This is a genomic window from Brevundimonas sp. GN22 (assembly GCF_054824005.1).
Map to the genome: position 1 here is coordinate 19,133 of NZ_JSYD01000051.1, position 18,784 is coordinate 37,916.

The window sequence follows — 18,784 nt, forward strand, 5'->3', positions numbered from 1 at the left end:
GCCAATGAAAATCGCGGTCCTTGATGATGATCAGGTCCAGCTGCAGGCGATTTCTCAAATAGTTGAGAAGGCGGGCTTTCGCCCATCCACCTTCTCACGCGGGCATGCCCTCATCTCGGCACTCCGGCGCGACACCTTCGACCTGCTGATTGTGGACTGGAACCTTCCGGACCGCTCGGGCATCGAAATCGTCGGCTGGGTACGCGCCAATCTGACGCCCCCGCCGCCCATGCTTCTGGTCACCAGCCGTGTCGAAGACAGCGATATCGTCGCGGCATTGAACGCCGGTGCGGACGACTATCTCGCCAAGCCGATATCCCCCATAGTCCTCGAGGCCCGTGTGCGCGCTCTTCTGCGCCGCGCCTACGAGCATCTGGGAGCTCCTGCCGAGCGCGAGGTCTATGACGACATCGTCTTCAATATGAGCACGACCACGGTCGTGCGCGACGGCGAGACCATCACCATGACGCCCAAGGAGTTCGCTCTGGCGCGTCTGCTGTTCCGCAACCTGCATCGCGCCCTGTCCCGCACCTATTTGCTGGAGACCATCTGGGGCAACGAGCCGCACCTCAATAGCCGCTCGCTGGACATGCACATTTCACGCGTTCGCTCGAAGCTGAACCTCCGCCCGCAGACGGGATACCGACTGACCCCGGTGTACAGCTATGGCTACCGGCTGGAGCGCTCAAATGCGAACGCAGACCCTGACGCCGAAGTCGCGGCAGCACCCGACGATGCAGCGCCGACCAACTGAGATCATCACATCTTGACGATACATACCGCCCGCAAGAACAGCTTGGTTCGCTTCACCAGCCTCGGCCTCGGTCTTACCCTGGCGCTTGGAGCCGTGCCCGCAACGGCCCTCGCCCAGTCTGCTACTGCCCAGTCTGCAGCCCCCCAGTCGGCCAACTCCCAGCCGTCAGGTTCAGTTCTGACCGAAGCTCCGCTGACCTATCTGGTCAATCGTGGCGACACTCTGATTGATGTGGCGCGCAAATATCTGCGCAACCCGGCCGACTATCGCCGATTACAGCGCGATAACCGGGTGGCCAACCCACGCCGCATGGCGACGGGACGTACTCTCCAGATCGACACTGCACTTTTGCGCACCCGCGAGGACCCCGCGCGCATCGAGAGCTTCCGCGGTGACGTTCAGGTGCTGAGAAATGGCGCGCCGGTGGCCGTGGCTCTCGGTGCCCAACTGCGCGAAGGCGACGTTGTGAGCACCGGATCCAGCGCTTTTGCGCGGATCGCCTTCTCGGATGGCACCTATACGGTTGTTCCCTCGCGCAGCAGCATACGCATGGATCGCCTGCGCCGGTTCGTGATCAACGACGCACCCGACCACCGCCTTGTGGTCAACCGAGGCCGCGTCGAAAACCGCGTAACCTCGCGCCAGCGCCCCGGGGGCTTCCGCGTGACCACACCGACGGCCATTTCGGCTGTCCGTGGTACCGAGTTCCGCGTCGCCTATGACGACGTGACGGGCAACAGCTCGACCGGCGTCCTCGAAGGCACGGTCGCTGTGGCCGATGAAACCGACACCCACGGCGTTCTGGTCCCGAACGGACAGGGCGTGGCCCTTCGCGCTGGCGATGACACACCGGTCCCCGTAGCCCTGCTGGCCGCCCCGGTGATGGCAGAGGACGATCTTCTTCAGACTGACGCCACCCTCGCATTCGATTATTCAGCTCCATCCGACGCCCGTATCGTTCGCGGCTTCATCGCGGCCGATGCCAGCATGCAGGACCTGCTGGCCGAAGCGGACGCTCCCGTCGGCCAGCCGCTCACCTACACCGACCTCCCGGAAGGCCAGTACTTCCTGCGCCTGACGGCCGTATCGCCAGACGGTCTTGAGGGGCGCGGTCGCACCTTCAACTTCATCCGTGCCCGCAACGGCATCGACGGCCTGTCACTGTCTGAAGAACTGGCAAACAACGCCCGCCTTTACCGCTTCAAATGGCGCGCCGAGGGTGAAGGCGACGCAAGCTTCCGCTTCCAGTTGACCCGCGCCAACGAAGCGGGTGAACCAGAAGGCCAGCCGCTTATCGACAGCGCAGGCCTCAGCGATTCCACCTTCACCCTTAGCGATCTGCCGCCCGGCACCTATAGCTGGCGCATTGAGGGTACCCGTTACCGCTTCGGTCACAGACTGTCGGTATGGTCCAGTCCGGAAGTTCTGACCATCAACCGATAAGCGGGGACGGGATTGCCCTTTCCAAAAGCGTCGATGCCCAAAATAGAGCCTGCCACCCGGCTGGGTGCGCAGGTTCTGATCGAATGGCTGATTACCGCCGCCATCACCATTGGTCTGGTGGTGTGGCTCAGCCTTGGCCAGATTACCCAACGCGGCGACAACGTCTTTTACGACACCGTTAGCGTGATCAATCCGGTCGCGGCGCACAAAGACATCGCCGTGGTGGCCATCGATGACCGAAGCCTTGCCGAGATTGGTCCTTGGCCCTGGCCGCGTGCTGTCCATGCCGATCTGGTCCAGCGCTTGGGCGACATTGGCGTGACCTCGGTAGGTTACGATGTCCTGTTCATCGAACCCACGCCCGATGATGCGGCGCTTGCCGCCTCGGTGCAAAGATCGGGCAATGTGTATCTGCCTGTTGCAGTCGACACACCGGGCCTGAACGGCAGTCTTGCCACTATCAGCCCGCCGCCCGCCAACATAGCCGCCGGTGCCGCGGGACTGGGCCACGTCATCCTGACGCCCGATCAGGACGGCACGGTGCGCGCCAGCCCACTGTGGGTCAGTGCCGACGGTCGCGTCTTGCCGCATCTGGCCTTGTTGGCCTCGGCTTCCAAAACACCAGCGACAGAGGTCAACAAAGGCGCTGCCGGAGATGGCCTCATCGTCACCGACAGCCGCATGATCCGCTTTCCGTTGGGCATAGAGCCCTACCCCACAGTCTCTGCCGTAGATGTGCTGAGGGGCGAAGTGTCCGCCGAATTCCTGAAGGACAAGCGTGTTCTCGTGGGCGCGACTGCGCAAGGCATGGGGGATCGCTATGCGACGCCAAACAGCCCGCGCGGATACCTGTCTCCCGGTGTCTATATCGTCGGCGCGCTGATGCAGAGCGTGCTGGATGACTGGAACATCCGGCCCCTGAACCGTTGGCTGACCGCTTTGCTGTCATTGATCCCGCTGACGATGATATTGGCAGGCTTCCTTGTTCTGCGCCCCGTCGCCAACACCGTGCTGGGCTTCGCGCTGATCGCGGCCACCTTGGCCATTTCCGCTTTGGCGCTAAAAGCGGGGCACTGGTTCCCGCCTCTGGCCGCCTGTGCGGGCGTGATTGTGGCCTGGCCGCTGTGGAGTTGGCGCCGTCTGGCCGCCGCCTATCGCTATATGCAGTCGGAACTGAACGACCTTCGCGCCGACCCCGAGACCTTCCATTTGGCCGCCCTCTCACCGACGGCAAAATGGACGTCCGGCGACGAAATCTCGCGTCAGGTGCTGGCCTTGCGCGGAGCCCTCAAACAGTTCCGCGACTTCAACCGCTATATCAATCAGTCTGTCCGCAGCCTGCCTGACGCAGCCCTTGTCGCCGACTTGGACGGCAGCGTCCTGATCGCCAATCCCCGTGCCCAGAACCTCTTCCCCGGCACCACCTTGGTGGGCGCACATCTGGAGGACCTGTTCCTCCGGTTGGGTATGCGCGAATGGCGTGGCCTGATCGGCGCAGCGCCCGGCGTTCGCGACGAAATCCAGCTCCCCGACGGGCGAGCCCTGCAGATCGCTATCGCCCCGTTGGTGGACACCACCGAGCAGTCGGCTGGTCTGATCGTCCGCTTGGCCGACGTCACCCAGTTGCGGGCGGCAGAGCGCGAGCGTCAACGCACGCTACAACTGCTGGGGCACGACATGCGCGCCCCGCAGGTGTCTATCCTGACCCTGCTCGACAGCGACAAACGCTCGGAGAAGATCGAGGATCAAATCCGCCGCAACGCGCGACAAACACTGGCGTTGGCCGAGGGCTATGTCCAATTGTCACGTGCGGAAAACCAGATGCTCACCTTCGAGGTCGCCAATCTGGCCGACCTCGTGACCGAGGGCGTCGATACCCTCTGGCCCCAGTCAGCGGCCAAGGGCGTCGAACTGATCGCGCCTGACTACGAGCATGAATATCTGGTCGATGTTGACGCCGCGCTGATGCGGCGGGTCATCATCAACCTGCTGGACAATGCCATCCGCCACACCCCGACGGGGGGTCTGGTCGCGTGCCAGCTGTCCTCCTACGAGGACAAGGTTCTGCTGATTATCTGCGATGAAGGCCCGGGGCTGGACGACGACATGCGCAGCCGTCTGTTCCAGCCTTTTGCCGGTGGCAACGTGTCCGGTGCCGGTCTGGGTCTGGCCTTCGTACACACTGTTATTCAGCGTCACGGCGGCCAGATTTCAGTCGACCCGCCTTCCGGCGTGACGCCGCCCACGAGCGGTGCCTGCTTCTATATTACCCTGCCTCCGGTCGAGGCCGATTAAAGGTTATCAGGGCTGGCCCGTTCCATTGATCAAGGCATCGGCAGCCAGCCTTGCCAAAGCTGTCAGCAGCGTATCGGGCGTATGGTCCACCGGCCCACGGCCCGACACACGCACCACGCGTTTGTCCGTACCGTCCGCGCGCGTCGCTACAGCGGTCAGCACGTGCAGGCCCGGCTCCCGGCGTGCACCACGCACACGCGGGGTCTCGGCCCATTCGCCCTCGCGCGCATCCACATCCGAAAACGTCCCCACATCGGCAGGACGCACGGCGAGGGTGGCCAGCACATGCCAGTTGTCGCCTTCGACGACGCCGCGTCCATCGGCCAAGGCGGTCTTCAACGCCGCAGAGGCACGCTCGTCGGCTTCTTTGGTGATGAAGTGAACGCCCTCGATCGCTGCAGAGGTTACAGGCGCGCGATCAATCTTTAGCTCGGCCCCCGCGCTGCATCCTGAATGGGCCAGCGCCAGAGCACATACGCCGGTCAGCATGAAATAGGTGGGGAGACGGTTAAAGGCAGTCGACATATTCGGTCCGATAGTGGGGAGACAACCTAGCGTAGCAGATTTGCTAAAGGGTTCCCTCATCACGCAAAAGTTAAACCAACGTTCCTGGTGCCACACTCCAGTCTCAATGGTTAAGATTGACTAAGCAACTGAGCCTTCGACCCCGCCCATAACCACCAGCAGACGGGATTGAACCCATGAAATCTGGTTTATGGCCGCGCTCAAATTGGTGCCATGATCGACCCGCGAATTCTGAACGGGCTCGATTAAAATCTACGGCTCAGCTTGCTTAAATCGGCACAAGGCCCCTTTTTCACGGCTCCTCAGCCATCAATCTAAGGGATGGACGCGTGCTGATTTCTCGTCGGGGTTTGATTTTCGGAGGCTCTATTGCCTTGGCAGGGTGCGCAACCGCCTCTGCACCACCAACGCCCCAACTGGCACCTGCCCCGCCGCCGCGCATACCCCGTCCGGATCTGGCAGCCTATGCGGCACCGGCTCGTCCACAGGTTGTAATCGATCCCTACAACATCGTGCGACGGGACCTTCTGGACCGTGCGCGTCAGGCCATGGATTCCCACGGTCACCGCATAACCCAGCGTGACCGCATGTATCTGGTCGACTTCCAGAAATTTTCGGGTTCCGACCGCCTGTACGAGGTTGATTTGCTGGGCGGATGGGTGACCTCATATCGTACCAGCCACGGTCGGGGATCCGATCCGAGCCACAGCGGCTATGCCGAACGTTTCTCCAACCAGCCTGACAGCCACATGTCCTCGCTGGGCACCTATGTCACAGCAGGCCCGTCGTGGGGGCCGCAGCAAGGGCCGAACGTGCTGCTGGACGGGCTGGAGTATTCCAACAACCTTGCCCGCGAACGCGCCATTATCGTCCACGGCGCGGACTACGCCGATCCGGCGTTCCTGTCGCGTGAAGGCAAGTTGGGTCGCTCCTACGGCTGCTTCTCGTGCAGCCATGCCGATCTGACTGCCCTGCGAGAACGCATGGGCGAAGGCAGGCTTCTGTTCGCGATGAACTAAAGAAAAAGGGGAAGGCCGAAACCTTCCCCTAAAATCCTATTCGCGGCCCAGAGCGCGCCAGCCGATATCGGTCCGGTAGAAGCCGCCGGGCCAGTCGATCTTTGCAACAGCCTCATAGGCACGCTCTCGTGCTTCGGTCACGTCCTTGCCATAGGCGCAGACGTTCAGAACGCGACCACCTGCGGCAACCAACTGCCCGTCATCGCGGCGTTTGGTGCCAGCATGGAAGACTTGCACATTCGGACCAAAGTCCTGCTCGGCACCCCGAATGATCGAGCCTTCCAGCGGGCTGTCCGGATAGCCTTTGGCCGCCATAACGACGGTGATAACAACACCGGGCTTGAACTGCGGCGGCGGTACCTGGGTCACATCGCCCTTGGCGCAGGCCAGCAGCAGCGGGACGATATCGCCGTCAAAGCGCATCATCAGCACCTGACATTCCGGATCACCGAAACGGGCGTTGAACTCGACCACTTTCGGGCCTTCGCTCGTCGCCATCAGACCAGCATACAGAACGCCCTTATAGGGAGTGCCTTCATCGGCCATCATCTGGATGGTCGGCTGGACGACCAGATCATTGGCCTTTTTGACGAAATCTGCGGTGAAGACCGGCGCGGGCGAATAGGCCCCCATGCCGCCGGTGTTCGGACCGGCATCGCCGTCAAAGGCGCGTTTGTGATCCTGCGCACCGCCGAACAGTACGGCGCGCTTGCCGTCGGACAGGGCAAACAGGCTGCCCTCCTCACCGTCCATGAACTCTTCGATCACTACGCGCGAACCGGCGCTGCCGAAACGGCCGCCCAGCATACGCTCGATCTCGATCTCGGCGTCCTTGCGGTCAGGGCTGATGGCGACGCCCTTGCCTGCGGCAAGACCGTCGGCCTTGATGACGTAGGGGGCGGTATAGTTCGCCAATGCCGCCTTGGCCTCTTCGACGTTCTCGTAAACGCCATAGCCTGCGGTCGGGATGTTGTGACGGGCAAGAAACGCCTTGGAGAAGGCTTTCGAGGTTTCCAACTGCGCCGCCTTGGCCGACGGGCCAAAGCACGGAATGCCCAGACGCTCCAACTGGTCGGCCAGACCTTCGGCCAGCGCGGCCTCGGGCCCAACGACGACCAGATCAGCCGAGATTTCCTGCGCCAGAGCCACCAGCGCGTTGACATCGGTCGCCTTTACATCGCCGCGCAGCTCGCCGAGTTGCGCCATACCGGGGTTGCCGGGCGCAATGACGAGCCGCGAAGCGCGCGGCGACTGGGCGATTTTCCAGGCCAGGGCGTGCTCGCGCCCTCCCGAACCGACGAGCAAAATATTCATAACGCCGGAATGAGGGACCTGATGAGTCAGGTCAAGATTAACGTGGCGGATTATAGCGCGGCAAAGCGGCCAATTCCGCAGCAGTCAGGCGGGTGACGAGGTTGGGGCTTCTGCCGTCGGTGCGTTTTTCCGCCTCCACCTGAGCCAGCGGCAGCAGAACTTCGGTGTCGGACGGCCCCTCCAGTTCGACCACCAGATGGGTCGCCGTTCCGGTGGCATTGGTCACCAGCGACTCGACATCACCCAGATCCTGCCCCGCCGCATTGACGATATCGGCATCTTCCAGAGCCTTGCGGGTCATGCCCAGCGCCAGTGCGGCTTCACCGGTGGCCACCTTGGCCTCTTCACGCGTCACGCGCTCCGGTGCCATGTCAGGTGCCGGTGCACGCACCACGTCGTCAGTGCGATTATCGCACGCGCCCAGGGTCAAGGTTACAGCGGCCGTAACGGCCATGGCCAACATCGAAGTCTTCATTTCACAGCCCTTTCGGCAGCTTTGCCACTCACTAAGGTAACGAAGCCGCATTCTGAGCGTTCCCGCCGCGTGCTTGAGGCGCTAAGGTCCGGGCATGGATTCCGACGACTACGCTTTTGAAGGTGCCGCTCCTCAGGAGCAGGCACCCGCGCGCGACAACAACCCGCCCCTGTCGATCTCCGAGCTGAGTTTCGCGCTCAAGCGTACGCTCGAGGACCGCTTCGGCCACGTCAGGATCCGTGGCGAGATTTCCAAGGTCACACGCCACTCGTCTGGCCACGTCTATCTGACGCTGAAGGACGACAAAGCCGCCATCGACGGCGTGATCTGGAAGGGCGTGGTGCGCACCCTCGGTGCCCAGCCCGAAACCGGTCTAGAAGTCATCGTCACAGGCAAGATCACGTCCTATCCGGCACGGTCGTCCTACCAGATCGTCATCGAGAGCATGGAGCCTGCGGGGGCCGGTGCGCTGCTGGCGCAACTGGAACGCATCAAGACTCGTCTGCGCGAAGAGGGCCTGTTCGAGCCGTCGCGCAAAAAGCCCCTGCCCCAGTTCCCTGCCACCATCGGCGTCATTACCAGCCCGACCGGCGCGGTTATCCGTGACATCCTGCACCGGATCAGCGACCGCTGGCCCTGCCGCGTGATCGTCTGGCCGGTCATTGTTCAGGGCGACGCCGCCGCCAAACAAGTTGCAAACGCCGTGCGCGGCTTTGACGCCATGACACCGGACGGCCCGATCCCTCGTCCCGACCTGCTGATCGTCGCGCGCGGCGGTGGTTCGGTCGAAGACCTCTGGGGTTTCAACGACGAGAACCTCGCCCGCACCGTGGCGGACGCACGCATCCCGATTATTTCTGCGGTCGGGCACGAGACAGACACCACCCTGATCGACTTCGTATCGGACCGACGCGCGCCGACGCCTACCGGTGCCGCCGAAATCGCCACGCCAGTGCTGGCCGAGCTTCAGTGGGGACTGGCGGACTATGAGGCCCGCCTGCGCCGCTGTGGTGCGCGTTTGCTGGATGATCGCCGCACGCGACTGCTGTCGGTGGCCCGTGGTCTGCCGACGCGCCCCGAAGATCTTTTGGCCCTGCCCCAACAGCGCCTGGACCATGCGTCCAGCCGCCTTGGCTCTGCCTTGCACCGCAACGCCAGTGTGCACGAACAGCGCCTGACCCGCGTCGCCGCGCGCCTGTCGCCTTCGATCCTGCACCGTCCGATCGAGCGCCGCAGCGACCGCCTCCACGCCATCGAGGCCCGCTTCCGTCCTGCTATCGAACGCCGCCTTCAGCGAGACTCCGAGCGCCTTGCGGCTCTGGCGCGCGCACTGACGAACCTAGACCCGTCGCGTCCCAAGCCCGGCTTTGCCCGCGTAGAAGATGCCGAGGGTCAATGGATCACCTCGGCGCATAAGCTCACCGAGGGTCAGCACGTCTCGCTGGTGTTTGGAGACGGTCAGCGTGACGCGACTGTCGGCACCTCCGGTCCTGGCACGGTCACGCCATCTGCGCCGCCCACCCCTCTTGCTCCCAAGTCCGCGCCAAAGCCCAAACCCTCGCCAAGCGATCAAGGCACCCTATTCTGACCGGTTAGGGGCTTGAAGCGTTGCTGTTGTCTGAATATCTCAAACCAGCGATATGCAGAGGCAGTGATTCCCCACCCGCCTCCCGAACGGATGCCCCTGAGACATGAACGCTGCCCCCGCGTCACAAGCCACCGTGCACTATGGTGACGGTGAATTCGCAGTCCTGAATGGCGGAACATTCGTGCGCTGTGCGGTGACGGGTCAGGCTATTGCGCTTCCGGCGCTACGCTATTGGTCCGCGGCCCGTCAGGAAGCCTATGTCGGCCCGCTCGAGTTCTTGAAAGCGACCGGTGCGGATACAGCGGCGATCCAGCCTTCTGCATGAGTCCGCTCGGTACCCTCCATCTCCTGCTCGTCGACGACAACGCCAACATGCGTTCGATCGTGGCTGCTATGCTGAAATCCATCGGCATTGGCCGCCTCAGTGAAGCGGAGGACGGCACTCAGGCCCTAGAGATCCTGCGCGAACAGGCCATCGATATTGCCATCGTCGATTTTCGAATGCAGCCGATGGACGGCGTGCAGTTCACACGATCCATCCGTTGGGACGAGGACAGCCCCAACCCCTATTTGCCCATTGTGATGATGACGGGCCATTCCGAACTGTTCCGCGTGACGGACGCGCGCGATGCGGGCGTCAACGAGTTCGTGGCCAAGCCGGTTATGATCCAGGCGCTGATGAAACGGCTGGAAGCCATCATCCTGAGACCGCGTCCGTTTGTGCGTTCCGACGACTTCTTCGGGCCGGATCGCCGCCGGACCCACCGACTGGACCACGACGGCCCGTTCCGCCGTGCAACGGACATCCAGCGCAGCTAGATCAAGCCTGCTCGTGGGCTGTCAGCGCGTCATAAACTTTTTGCGGCCAGCGTTTGTGGACCCAGAACCAGTCTTCCGGTTTTTCGCGCACGCGGTCTTCGACAAAGCGGTTGGCAGCCTGAATACCGGTCAGAATGTCGGCGTTCTTGTCACCCGTATCGGGGATTTCAATCGCCTCGTGCACAGTCACCCGGAAGTTGGCTCCCTTCAGGCGCACCACCGACAGCGGCACCATTACAGTGCCGAATTTCGCCGCCAGACGCGCCGCGCCCGGTGAAGCATTTACAGGCTCGCCGAAAAATTCGACCTCGGGGCCTTCATTGTATTTCTGGTCGACCAGCAGGGCGATCGAGTCGCCGTTCTTCATACCCTTCACCAGCTCTCGCGTGCCGTCCCCCTTGGGCGCAAACAGGCGGATGCCATAGCGGGCCCGTGCGGCGCGCATCTGCTCTTCGACATAAGGGTTATTGGCCGGTCGATAGGTGATCTGACACGGCACGCCCGCGTGCAGGATCAGAGCCGACATCACTTCAAAGCTGGCGATATGGCCCGAGATAAACACCACCGGCTTGCCGCTGTCGCGCACGGCATGCAAGCGCTCCATACCCACAACCTGAACGCGGCCACTCTCGGGCGTCAGGCGGTCCATGATTGCCAGTTCGGCAAAGGTGCGGCCGGTGCGCTCCCATTGCTCATAGGCAATCTGCTTACGCCACTCGTCCGTCTTTTCAGGGAAGGCGATCTTCAGGTTCCGCAGAACAGTCTTGTGGGTACCGGTAATCGGCCCCAGCGTGCGCAACACCGCGCCGCCAAAGGCGGACGCGGCATCAACGCCGATCAGACGCAGTCCACCGAACAGGCCCCGAAACGCCAGCGACTCCAGTCGCCAGCTCAAGTCCTGTCCGAAGGACACCTTACGCTTATTCTCACCAGGCAATCGTCATTCCGCCATCAACCACAAGCGTCTGTCCTGTGACATAGGACGACGCGGGGCTGCACAGATAAACTGCCGAGCCAGCAATTTCATCCGGCAATCCGATCCTTTTCAAAGGTGCCGGGTCTGTGACCGTCTTGAGGATATCGGGCGTTTCCCACAGATAGCGGGCGAAATCGGTCTTGATCAGCCCCGGCGCGATGCAGTTCACGCGCACATTATGGGGGCCGTATTCGACTGCTAGGTTGCGTACCAACTGCATGTCAGCGGCCTTGGAGATATTGTAGGCACCGATGACGGCGTTGCCGCGCAGGCCGCCAATCGACGAGATCACCAGAATGGCACCGTCGTTTCGCGCCACCATCTCGGGCGCGACCATCTGGATCAGCCAGTGATTCGAAACGACGTTGTTCTGGAGGATCTTGTTGAACTGCTCGTCGGCGATACCCGACATGGGACCCGCATAGGGGTTGGTTGCAGCATTGCAGACCAGAATATCGATCTGGCCCCACGTCGCGCGGGTATCATCGACCAGACGCTGGAGATCTTCCTTCGACGCGATATTGGCCGGAATGGCGATGGCACGCGTATCGCCGTGTTTATCGTTGATAGCATTGGCCACCTGCTCGCAGGGTTCTGCCTTGCGAGATGAAATGACGACCTTTGCGCCATGGTCCGCCAACCGTTCTGCAATCGCCTTGCCAATCCCCTTGGACGAGCCGGTAACAACAGCGACCTTGCCGGTTAAATCGAACAGTTCCATTCAGTTTTCTCCCCTTACGGCTTCGCTTGATTGTTAGGTTCGTTGCGAGATGTTAAGCCGTAACCTCGCTACCTTGTTAGCACGCTCAATCCACTAGGAAAGTCATCGCAGCCTCTATGCAAAAGATCACCGGCGGATTGTTGTTCTTTGGCTGCCTTTTCCTGTCGCTGGCGGTGGGGGCAACCTTGTGGCGCGCCGGATGGGGTGCAGGGGCCGGTGTCGCCGGTGCCATCGGCACTCTAGGCCTGCTGGGTGCCACCTGCGCGCTGGCCGCCAGTGTCAATGACAAGCGCCAACTGCGTCGCGAACTGGCCAAGGTCAAAGAGGCCCACCGTCTGCTCGCCGATGCCATGGAATCCACCCAGGGCGCGCTGACCCAACTGGCTCAGGCTATCGAGAGCGGCCCCCTGTCGCGCACCGATGCGCTGACGGGCGAGGTGCGCATGCTGGAAGACATGGTCCAGCAGATGAACGCCTCCATCGAAGAGCGTCTGGCCAATCCCGCCGTGCCCGATCTTCGCGCCACCAACGGCAAGGTGAACGGCAACGGCGCACCTGCCACCGTGCATGATGCCCTCGCCGAGGGTCGCGTCGACCTCTACCTGCAACCCATCGTCACCCTGCCCCAGCGCCGCACCGTCTATTACGAGGCCTTCACCCGCCTACGCGACGCCTCGGGCCACAGCATGACGCCCGCGGAATATATGTCGATTGCCGAAGAGGAAGGGCTGGTCCCCGCCATCGACAATCTGTTGCTGTTCCGTTGTGCACAGATCGTTCGCCGTTTGGGTCGTCAGGACCGCAAGGTCGGCGTGTTCTGCAACATCTCGATGGCGTCGCTGGGCGACGAGACCTTCTTCCCGCAGTTTCTGGATTTCCTTGGCCAAAACCGCGACCTGAAGGATGCCCTGATCTTTGAACTGGGACAGGCCGTGTTCGAGGCCCGCGGAGCTACCGAAGCCCGCAACATGGCCAAGCTGGCCGACCTCGGCTTCCGCTTCTCCATCGACAAGGTGCAGACTCTGGACCTCGACTTCGCCGACCTACAACGTTCGGACGTGCGCTTCCTCAAGATTTCCGCCGACCTGATGATCGAGCAACTGCTCGAAATGGACGGGGCTGTGCCTCTGCCCAGCAAGCCCGACATTCAGGCCGCCGACTTCGCCCCGCTGGTCCGCCGTTACGGCCTCGAACTGATCGCGGAAATGGTCGAGACCGAGCGTCAGGTGGTCGACATCCTCGACCTCGATGTCCCGCTGGGTCAGGGCCATTTGTTCGGCGAGCCGCGCGCCATCAAGGAAACGGTTCTGGCCGAGACCGATCCCCCGTCCGAGTTCGTGCGCTCGACCTTGCACTCTGCCGAGCGTCGCCTGCGCCACTGAGTGGTAATGTTGGCTCGCAATCGGAAGCGCACATTGCTACATCGCTGCGCATGACCCTTCCTGTTGTGCTGAACCACCTGTCGGCAGTCGCCGATGATTACGACGTCCTGTTGTGCGATGTCTGGGGCGTAATCCACAACGGCCGCGAAAGCTGGCCTGCAGCGTGTGACGCACTGACCCGCTTTAACGAGAAGGGCGGCCATGTGGTGCTGATCTCCAACTCGCCGCGTCCGTCCAGCGATGTCATTTCGCAGCTGGATGGTCTGGATGTACCACGCAGCAGCTGGAAGCGTTTCGTCACCTCGGGCGATGCGACCCGCGCCGAACTGGCCAAACGCGCGCCTCAAGCAGCGCTGGCCATCGGTCCAGACCGCGACGCTACCACCTATGAAGGTACCCGCCTGCAGCTGGTCGACACTGTGGAGGGTGCGGACTTCGTCTCCGTCACCGGCCTGGTCGACGATGCTACCGAGACGCCGGAAAGCTACCGCGCGATTCTGAGCGAGGCTGCGGACAAGGGCCTGGACCTGATCTGCGCCAACCCCGATCGCGTGGTCCAAAAGGGCGACAACCTGATCTACTGCGCCGGTGCGCTGGCCGATCTTTATGAAGAGCTTGGCGGCAAGGTCATCATGGCCGGCAAGCCGTATGCCCCCATCTATGATCTGGCTTTGATCGAGGCCGAAGCTCTCATGGGACGCCCCGTCGACCGCAGCCGCGTACTTTGCATTGGCGATGGCGTGATCACCGACGTAGTTGGTGCCCAATCCCAAAATCTGGACTGCCTGTTTATTGCTCAAGGTATTCATGGCGATAAGGCCAAGGGCAAAGATGGTTCCCTGAACCCGTCGGGTGCAGGCGATCTGCTGAAGGCGGAAAATACAACCGCCCGTTACGCCGCGCTCGACCTGGCGTGGTAAGCCCGCAACAAGTCTCGCCATTTAAGTTCACCTGACGTAAAGCAGCGCTCATGAGCAACCTGGTCCAAGGCCACCCTTCTGGCGGCTATATTCTCGAAGAGCTTCACGTCGGTATGTCCGCCGAGAAGATCGTACCCGTCAGCGAAGAGCGCATCCAAATGTTTGCGGATGCTTCGGACGACTATAATCCGGTGCATCTGGACGAGGCCTATGCCTCCAAGACGGCCTATCGCGGCCGTATTGCCCATGGTCTGCTGAGCGCATCGTTCGGCTCGGCCGTCGTGGGTACGGTTCTGCCGGGTGCGGGCTCGATTTACATCTCGCAATCGCTCGCCTTCCACTATCCGGTCCGCATCGGCGACACTGTGCGCATTCTCATCAGCGTGGTCGGCGTGGATCAGGAATCGGCCCGCGTAGAGTTGAACTGTGAAGGCTATGTCGGCGACAAGCTGATCATGGACGGCATCGCCGTCGTGCGCGTTCCGCGCCGCCGCAAGCCTTCCGCCCGCTAAGGTTCACTGGCCGTGGCGATTGAAGTCATCCGCGACTGGCGCGGCCTTTCGGCATCCCAAAAGGGTGCCGCCGTGGCCGTAGGAGCCTTCGATGGTGTGCATCGCGGCCATCAGGCCGTAATCGCTTCGGCCCGCAAGGCTGCCGATGAACTGGCCGTGCCCTTGGGCGTGGTCAGCTTCCATCCCCACCCGCGCCGCTTGTTCCAACCGGACGTCGCGCCCTTTGGCCTGATGACACCGGAACAGATGGCGCGGGCCCTTGATGCTCTGGGTGTGGATCGGCTGTACCTTCTGCCCTTCGATCGCGAAATGGCATCCCTGACCGACGAAGCCTTTGCCCGCGAAGTGCTCAGCGAGGGTCTGGGCATCAAACATGCTGCGGTCGGTTTTGACTTTACCTTCGGCAAGGGTCGCTCCGGCTCGCCCGACCTTCTGACGCAATATGGTCAGAGGCTCGGCTTCTCGGTTTCCGTCACCGAGCGCAAGGACGACGCAGACGGTCTGAAACTGTCCTCCTCGGCCGTCCGCGAAGCCTTGAAAGCCGGCGACATGACCCGCGCCACCGCTATTCTCGGTCGCCCCTTCGCCATCGAAGGCACCGTCATCCACGGTGACAAGCGGGGCCGCACCATTGGCATCCCGACCGCCAACATTGCCATGCCGGCCTATATGCGTCCGGCTTACGGCGTTTACGCCACCCGAACACGCCTCCCCGACGGGCGCGTGGTCAACGGCGTGGCGAACCTCGGCATCCGTCCGATGTACGAGATCGAAGACCCGCTGTTGGAGGTCTGGCTGTTCGACTTCGACGAGAGCCTATACGACCAGACGGTCGAAACCGAACTGGTCGCCTTCCTGCGCGGCGAGATGAAGTTTGACGGCCTCGACGCGCTCAAGGTCCAGATCGACGAAGACGCCCGTCAGGCCCGCGCCATCCTCGGCTGATCAGCCCTGCGCGTTCAGCGCCGCTTGGCGGATCAGGCCCACCATATTGTTCAGACCATTGGCGCGTTGAACCGTCAGCGCTGATGGCAAGCCCAGTCGCTCCAGCGCGGCCTTGGCATCAAAGCCCAGAATTTCTTGAGGTGTGCGGCCAGAATACAGGCGCAGCAGCAAAGCTATATTGCCTTTCGACAGAGCACTGTCGGAGTCGGCATCAAAGAATAGGCGATCACCGTCTTGGCGCGTATTTAGCCACACCTGCGCTGCACAGCCGGGCACCTTGTTCGCGTCGATACGCGCCGCATCCGGCAACGGCGCCAGCGTCTTGCCCAGTTCGATCACATATTCGATCCGACCCTCCCAATCCCCGAGCAGATCGAAATCCTCAATCAGTTCGGCCAGTACATTTTGGATTGGTTCGGGGGTCGCGTCAGTCATGGCGGTCTCCATACCCCCATGCACCCAGCCTTAACAACGCCCGAATGCGCAGGTCTCTTCACCACCTAAGCGAGCACGTTTGGGAAGCGCGCTGCTGGGCGCTATCCTAGAGGGATGATTCTGTGACCACCACGCGCTGTGGTCACATCTGACAGGACCCGAAACCGCACCTTGAACGCTCCCTTCACCCCGCCTTCTGCTGCGACGCTGGTCCTGCCCGATCCGGCCCAGGCGCGTCGCCGCGCGATTTGGCATCTGTTGTGGGGCATCAGTCTTCTGGCACTGACGGTGATGGCGCTGTTTTCGGGCGCCGATGTCCTGACCTTGCTGGCGCTCATGGTTGTTGCCCTGCCGGCAGTCGGTGTCTTTGCGATCCAGCCCCTACCACAGTCGCCGTCTCCGTGGCCCCAACCGGTGCTGCCCACGCCCGTTTGGGCTGTAGTCCCGTGGCTGGTCTGTCCTGTTGTGGCCATGGCCATCACGGGAGGCTTCCAAGGCCCGCTTTCCCCGTTCGTTTTCGTCCCCGTGCTGGGAGGTCTGGCGCTCCGCTCGCCCGGAGACGAGCGCCCGCTGGTCTGGGGCTTGGGCGCAGCCGCACTGGCCGCATTTGCCGGAGCTATCGCTGCCCCCCTGCTCCCAAGGCTGAGCGATAATGCCTTGCTGACATCGGGGCTGGGGCTCGTGGTCCTGCTGTTCGGCTTGGTGGCCGCTCTGAATACGCGTCACACCGGAACCGTGGTGCCTCTTACTATGGCGCGTATGGAGTCCGCCCTGACCGATCAACCGGGCCTGACGCTGGTTCTGGCCCCGAACGGTCGTGCCTTGGCGGCCTATGGTGCCGCGCCTCCGGCTATGGATGTGGATGCCCTGTTCTCCGAGTACGACGGCGAAGGCGGTTTGATCGAAGCCATCCACCCGCCCGATCGCCCCGCTGTGCGCGCTGCCTTGTCCCGCGCTCAGGCCGGACAGCCCGCGCAGGTCCGCTTTACCCCGCGCGCCGCACTGGACCGCCGAGTATTACTGGTCGTGCGCCGCATGCAGGGTGACAGCCGCCGCATCGCCGCCCTGATGCTGGACGCCACCCTCCAGCACGCCCGGGAGAGCGAGCTTGATCAGGCCCGCGCCGAAGCCGAGGCGCAGGTCTTGGCCCGTTCACGCTTCATCGCCTACCTCAGCCACGAACTGCGCACGCCGCTGAACGCCGTGCTGGGTTTCTCGGAAATGATGAAGAGCCAGTTGGTGGGCCCGCTGTCGGATCGTTACATCGACTATGCCAGCTCCATCCACACGGCGGGCAGCCACCTGCTGGACGTGATCGGCAACGTGCTGGACGTGTCGCGCATTGATGCCGACCGCTACGAGCTGCATCGCGAGGATATTGACGCGCGCGATCTGGCCGATGCGGCCATGGCGCTGGTGCGGGTTCAGGCCGATGAAAAAGCCATCGACCTCAGCGCGGACCTCCCGGACGAAACGCTGTTGGTTCACGTGGACCGCCGCGCCTTTAAACAGATCCTCGTCAACCTGCTCAGCAATGCGGTGAAGTTCACGCCCGCCAACGGCCAGATCGAACTGGCCGCTCGCCGTGAAGACAATGCCATGGTTCTGACGGTGAAGGACAACGGCATCGGTATCGCGCCCGAAGACCTTGCTCGCCTTGGTCGCCCGTTCGAACAAGCCGGCGACGCCAAGCAAAAAGCCCAAGGCACGGGCCTTGGGCTGTCGCTGGCGCGGTCCCTTGCGGAACTGCACGATGGCACTCTGACGCTGGAAAGCACACTGGGCGAAGGCACCACCGCCACCCTGCGCATTCCCGCTTTCTAAGTCCTAGTCGCGAGCGACCTTAAAACCTGCAAACGACTGTTTTACAGGCATCAGCTCGATAGAGTTGATGTTCAGGTGCGCAGGCAGGTTCGCCACCCAGAACAGGGTCTCGGCGATGTCTTCTGCGGTCATCGGATCAACGCCCGCATACAGCGTATCGGACGCGGCCTGATCACCGCCGGTACGTACCAGCGTGAACTCCGTCTCGGCCATACCCGGCTCGATCGACGTCACGCGCACGCCCGTACCGTGCAGGTCCGAACGCAGGCCAAGCGAGAACTGGCGCACGAAGGCTTTGGTGCCGCCGTAGGCATTGCCACCGCGATACGGATAGTTGGCGGCCACCGACGAAATGTTGATGATCGCCCCCTTACGCTCGATCAGGCGCGCCAGCATCCGGTGCGTGATCGTCATCAGGCCGGTGATGTTGGTATCGACCATCTGCTGCCACTGCGCCAGATCGGCTTCCTGAGCCGGACCCGTACCCAGCGCCAGGCCGGCATTGTTAATCAGCAGGTCAATCTGCTGGAACGCTTCGGGAAGGTTGGCCAGCGCCGCATCAATCGCCGCTGCATCGCGAATATCAAAGGCGCACGGATGAACCACATCCGCGCCCAGTTCCGACACCAGCGCGTCCAGTCGCTCTGCGCGACGGCCCGTGGCGATGATCTTCCAGCCATCGGCGGCAAAACGACGGGCGGCAGCGAGGCCGAAGCCCGCGGTTGCGCCGGTAATCAGAACTGTACGGCTCATGCCGTTTCCCCTTCTTCCTTGGCTTTCAGCGCGGCCTGACGGGCCTTTTCGCGTTCCTCGGCGGCGCGGATGCGGGCCTGCTCG

At 62.5% G+C, this 18,784-nt stretch carries 19 protein-coding genes; 12 read left to right on the forward strand and 7 right to left on the reverse strand.

The window, feature by feature from the left end:
* Nucleotides 1-4: 4 nt before the first annotated feature.
* Genes OB03_RS07985 through OB03_RS07995 form a run of 3 tightly spaced genes read left to right on the forward strand, consistent with a single transcriptional unit; the run spans nt 5 to nt 4,492 of the window.
* Nucleotides 5-754 (forward strand): response regulator transcription factor, encoded by a 750-nt coding sequence (locus tag OB03_RS07985; protein WP_242915443.1) that lies wholly within the window; start codon nt 5-7, stop codon nt 752-754.
* Between the two features lie 12 nt (nt 755-766).
* Nucleotides 767-2,197, forward strand: coding sequence for a FecR domain-containing protein (locus OB03_RS07990; RefSeq protein WP_461343772.1), 1,431 nt, complete (start codon nt 767-769; stop codon nt 2,195-2,197).
* Between the two features lie 33 nt (nt 2,198-2,230).
* Nucleotides 2,231-4,492 (forward strand): CHASE2 domain-containing protein, encoded by a 2,262-nt coding sequence (locus OB03_RS07995; RefSeq protein WP_461343773.1) that lies wholly within the window; start codon nt 2,231-2,233, stop codon nt 4,490-4,492.
* A gap of 6 nt (nt 4,493-4,498) precedes the next feature.
* Here OB03_RS07995 and OB03_RS08000 read toward each other — a convergent pair whose 3' ends face one another.
* Nucleotides 4,499-5,017, reverse strand: coding sequence for a hypothetical protein (locus OB03_RS08000; RefSeq protein WP_461343774.1), 519 nt, complete (start codon nt 5,015-5,017; stop codon nt 4,499-4,501).
* Nucleotides 5,018-5,346: 329 nt separating this feature from the next.
* Here OB03_RS08000 and OB03_RS08005 point away from each other — a divergent pair, with 329 nt between their 5' ends.
* A complete protein-coding gene (locus tag OB03_RS08005) occupies nt 5,347-6,036 on the forward strand; it encodes a murein L,D-transpeptidase catalytic domain-containing protein (RefSeq protein ID WP_461343775.1) in 690 nt (229 codons plus the stop codon).
* A 36-nt stretch (nt 6,037-6,072) separates the two neighbouring features.
* On the opposite strand, the gene purD is transcribed toward OB03_RS08005, so the two are convergent.
* Nucleotides 6,073-7,350: a phosphoribosylamine--glycine ligase gene (purD, locus tag OB03_RS08010; RefSeq protein ID WP_461343776.1), complete on the reverse strand. Its 1,278-nt coding sequence runs from the start codon at nt 7,348-7,350 to the stop codon at nt 6,073-6,075.
* Between the two features lie 37 nt (nt 7,351-7,387).
* Complete coding sequence (locus tag OB03_RS08015) at nt 7,388-7,825, reverse strand: PRC-barrel domain-containing protein (protein ID WP_242915432.1); 438 nt, start codon at nt 7,823-7,825, stop codon at nt 7,388-7,390.
* A gap of 94 nt (nt 7,826-7,919) precedes the next feature.
* On the opposite strand from OB03_RS08015, the gene xseA reads away from it, so the two are divergent.
* The 3 genes from xseA (at nt 7,920) to OB03_RS08030 (ending at nt 10,232) form a co-directional block, all read left to right on the forward strand.
* Nucleotides 7,920-9,413: an exodeoxyribonuclease VII large subunit gene (xseA, locus tag OB03_RS08020; protein WP_461343777.1), complete on the forward strand. Its 1,494-nt coding sequence runs from the start codon at nt 7,920-7,922 to the stop codon at nt 9,411-9,413.
* A 103-nt stretch (nt 9,414-9,516) separates the two neighbouring features.
* Nucleotides 9,517-9,738 carry a DUF2093 domain-containing protein gene (locus tag OB03_RS08025; RefSeq protein WP_461343778.1) on the forward strand — a complete coding sequence of 74 codons (222 nt, stop codon included), beginning with the start codon at nt 9,517-9,519 and terminating at the stop codon, nt 9,736-9,738.
* Entirely contained in the window at nt 9,735-10,232 is a 498-nt protein-coding gene (locus OB03_RS08030; RefSeq protein ID WP_242915427.1) for a response regulator, read from the forward strand. The genes OB03_RS08025 and OB03_RS08030 overlap by 4 nt, the downstream gene beginning before the upstream one ends.
* 1 nt (nt 10,233) lies before the next feature.
* Here OB03_RS08030 and OB03_RS08035 read toward each other — a convergent pair whose 3' ends face one another.
* Together OB03_RS08035 and OB03_RS08040 are read right to left on the reverse strand one after the other, a co-directional pair.
* The gene (locus OB03_RS08035) at nt 10,234-11,169 is read right to left on the reverse strand and encodes a lysophospholipid acyltransferase family protein (protein WP_461343779.1); all 936 of its coding nucleotides are present in this window, start codon (nt 11,167-11,169) and stop codon (nt 10,234-10,236) included.
* Nucleotides 11,159-11,929 carry an SDR family NAD(P)-dependent oxidoreductase gene (locus tag OB03_RS08040; RefSeq protein ID WP_461343780.1) on the reverse strand — a complete coding sequence of 257 codons (771 nt, stop codon included), beginning with the start codon at nt 11,927-11,929 and terminating at the stop codon, nt 11,159-11,161. Before OB03_RS08040 ends, OB03_RS08035 begins: the two co-directional genes overlap by 11 nt.
* Before the next feature lie 116 nt (nt 11,930-12,045).
* Between OB03_RS08040 and tipF the strand changes: the two genes are divergently transcribed.
* From tipF to OB03_RS08060, 4 genes are read left to right on the forward strand one after another with little or no spacing between them, the layout of a single operon-like run.
* A complete protein-coding gene (tipF, locus tag OB03_RS08045; protein ID WP_461343781.1) occupies nt 12,046-13,311 on the forward strand; it encodes a flagella assembly cyclic-di-GMP phosphodiesterase TipF in 1,266 nt (421 codons plus the stop codon).
* Between the two features lie 50 nt (nt 13,312-13,361).
* Nucleotides 13,362-14,231: a TIGR01459 family HAD-type hydrolase gene (locus OB03_RS08050; RefSeq protein ID WP_461343782.1), complete on the forward strand. Its 870-nt coding sequence runs from the start codon at nt 13,362-13,364 to the stop codon at nt 14,229-14,231.
* Between the two features lie 50 nt (nt 14,232-14,281).
* Nucleotides 14,282-14,743 carry a MaoC family dehydratase gene (locus tag OB03_RS08055; protein ID WP_242915417.1) on the forward strand — a complete coding sequence of 154 codons (462 nt, stop codon included), beginning with the start codon at nt 14,282-14,284 and terminating at the stop codon, nt 14,741-14,743.
* A gap of 12 nt (nt 14,744-14,755) precedes the next feature.
* Nucleotides 14,756-15,688 carry a bifunctional riboflavin kinase/FAD synthetase gene (locus tag OB03_RS08060; RefSeq protein WP_461343783.1) on the forward strand — a complete coding sequence of 311 codons (933 nt, stop codon included), beginning with the start codon at nt 14,756-14,758 and terminating at the stop codon, nt 15,686-15,688.
* On the opposite strand, the gene OB03_RS08065 is transcribed toward OB03_RS08060, so the two are convergent.
* A complete protein-coding gene (locus OB03_RS08065) occupies nt 15,689-16,123 on the reverse strand; it encodes a SufE family protein (protein WP_242915413.1) in 435 nt (144 codons plus the stop codon). It lies immediately after the preceding gene.
* 171 nt (nt 16,124-16,294) lie between these two features.
* Between OB03_RS08065 and OB03_RS08070 the strand changes: the two genes are divergently transcribed.
* Nucleotides 16,295-17,947, forward strand: a complete 1,653-nt coding sequence (locus tag OB03_RS08070; RefSeq protein ID WP_461343784.1) for a sensor histidine kinase — start codon at nt 16,295-16,297, stop codon at nt 17,945-17,947.
* Between the two features lie 3 nt (nt 17,948-17,950).
* On the opposite strand, the gene OB03_RS08075 is transcribed toward OB03_RS08070, so the two are convergent.
* Nucleotides 17,951-18,700, reverse strand: a complete 750-nt coding sequence (locus OB03_RS08075) for an SDR family NAD(P)-dependent oxidoreductase (protein ID WP_461343785.1) — start codon at nt 18,698-18,700, stop codon at nt 17,951-17,953.
* Nucleotides 18,701-18,784: the final 84 nt, after the last annotated feature.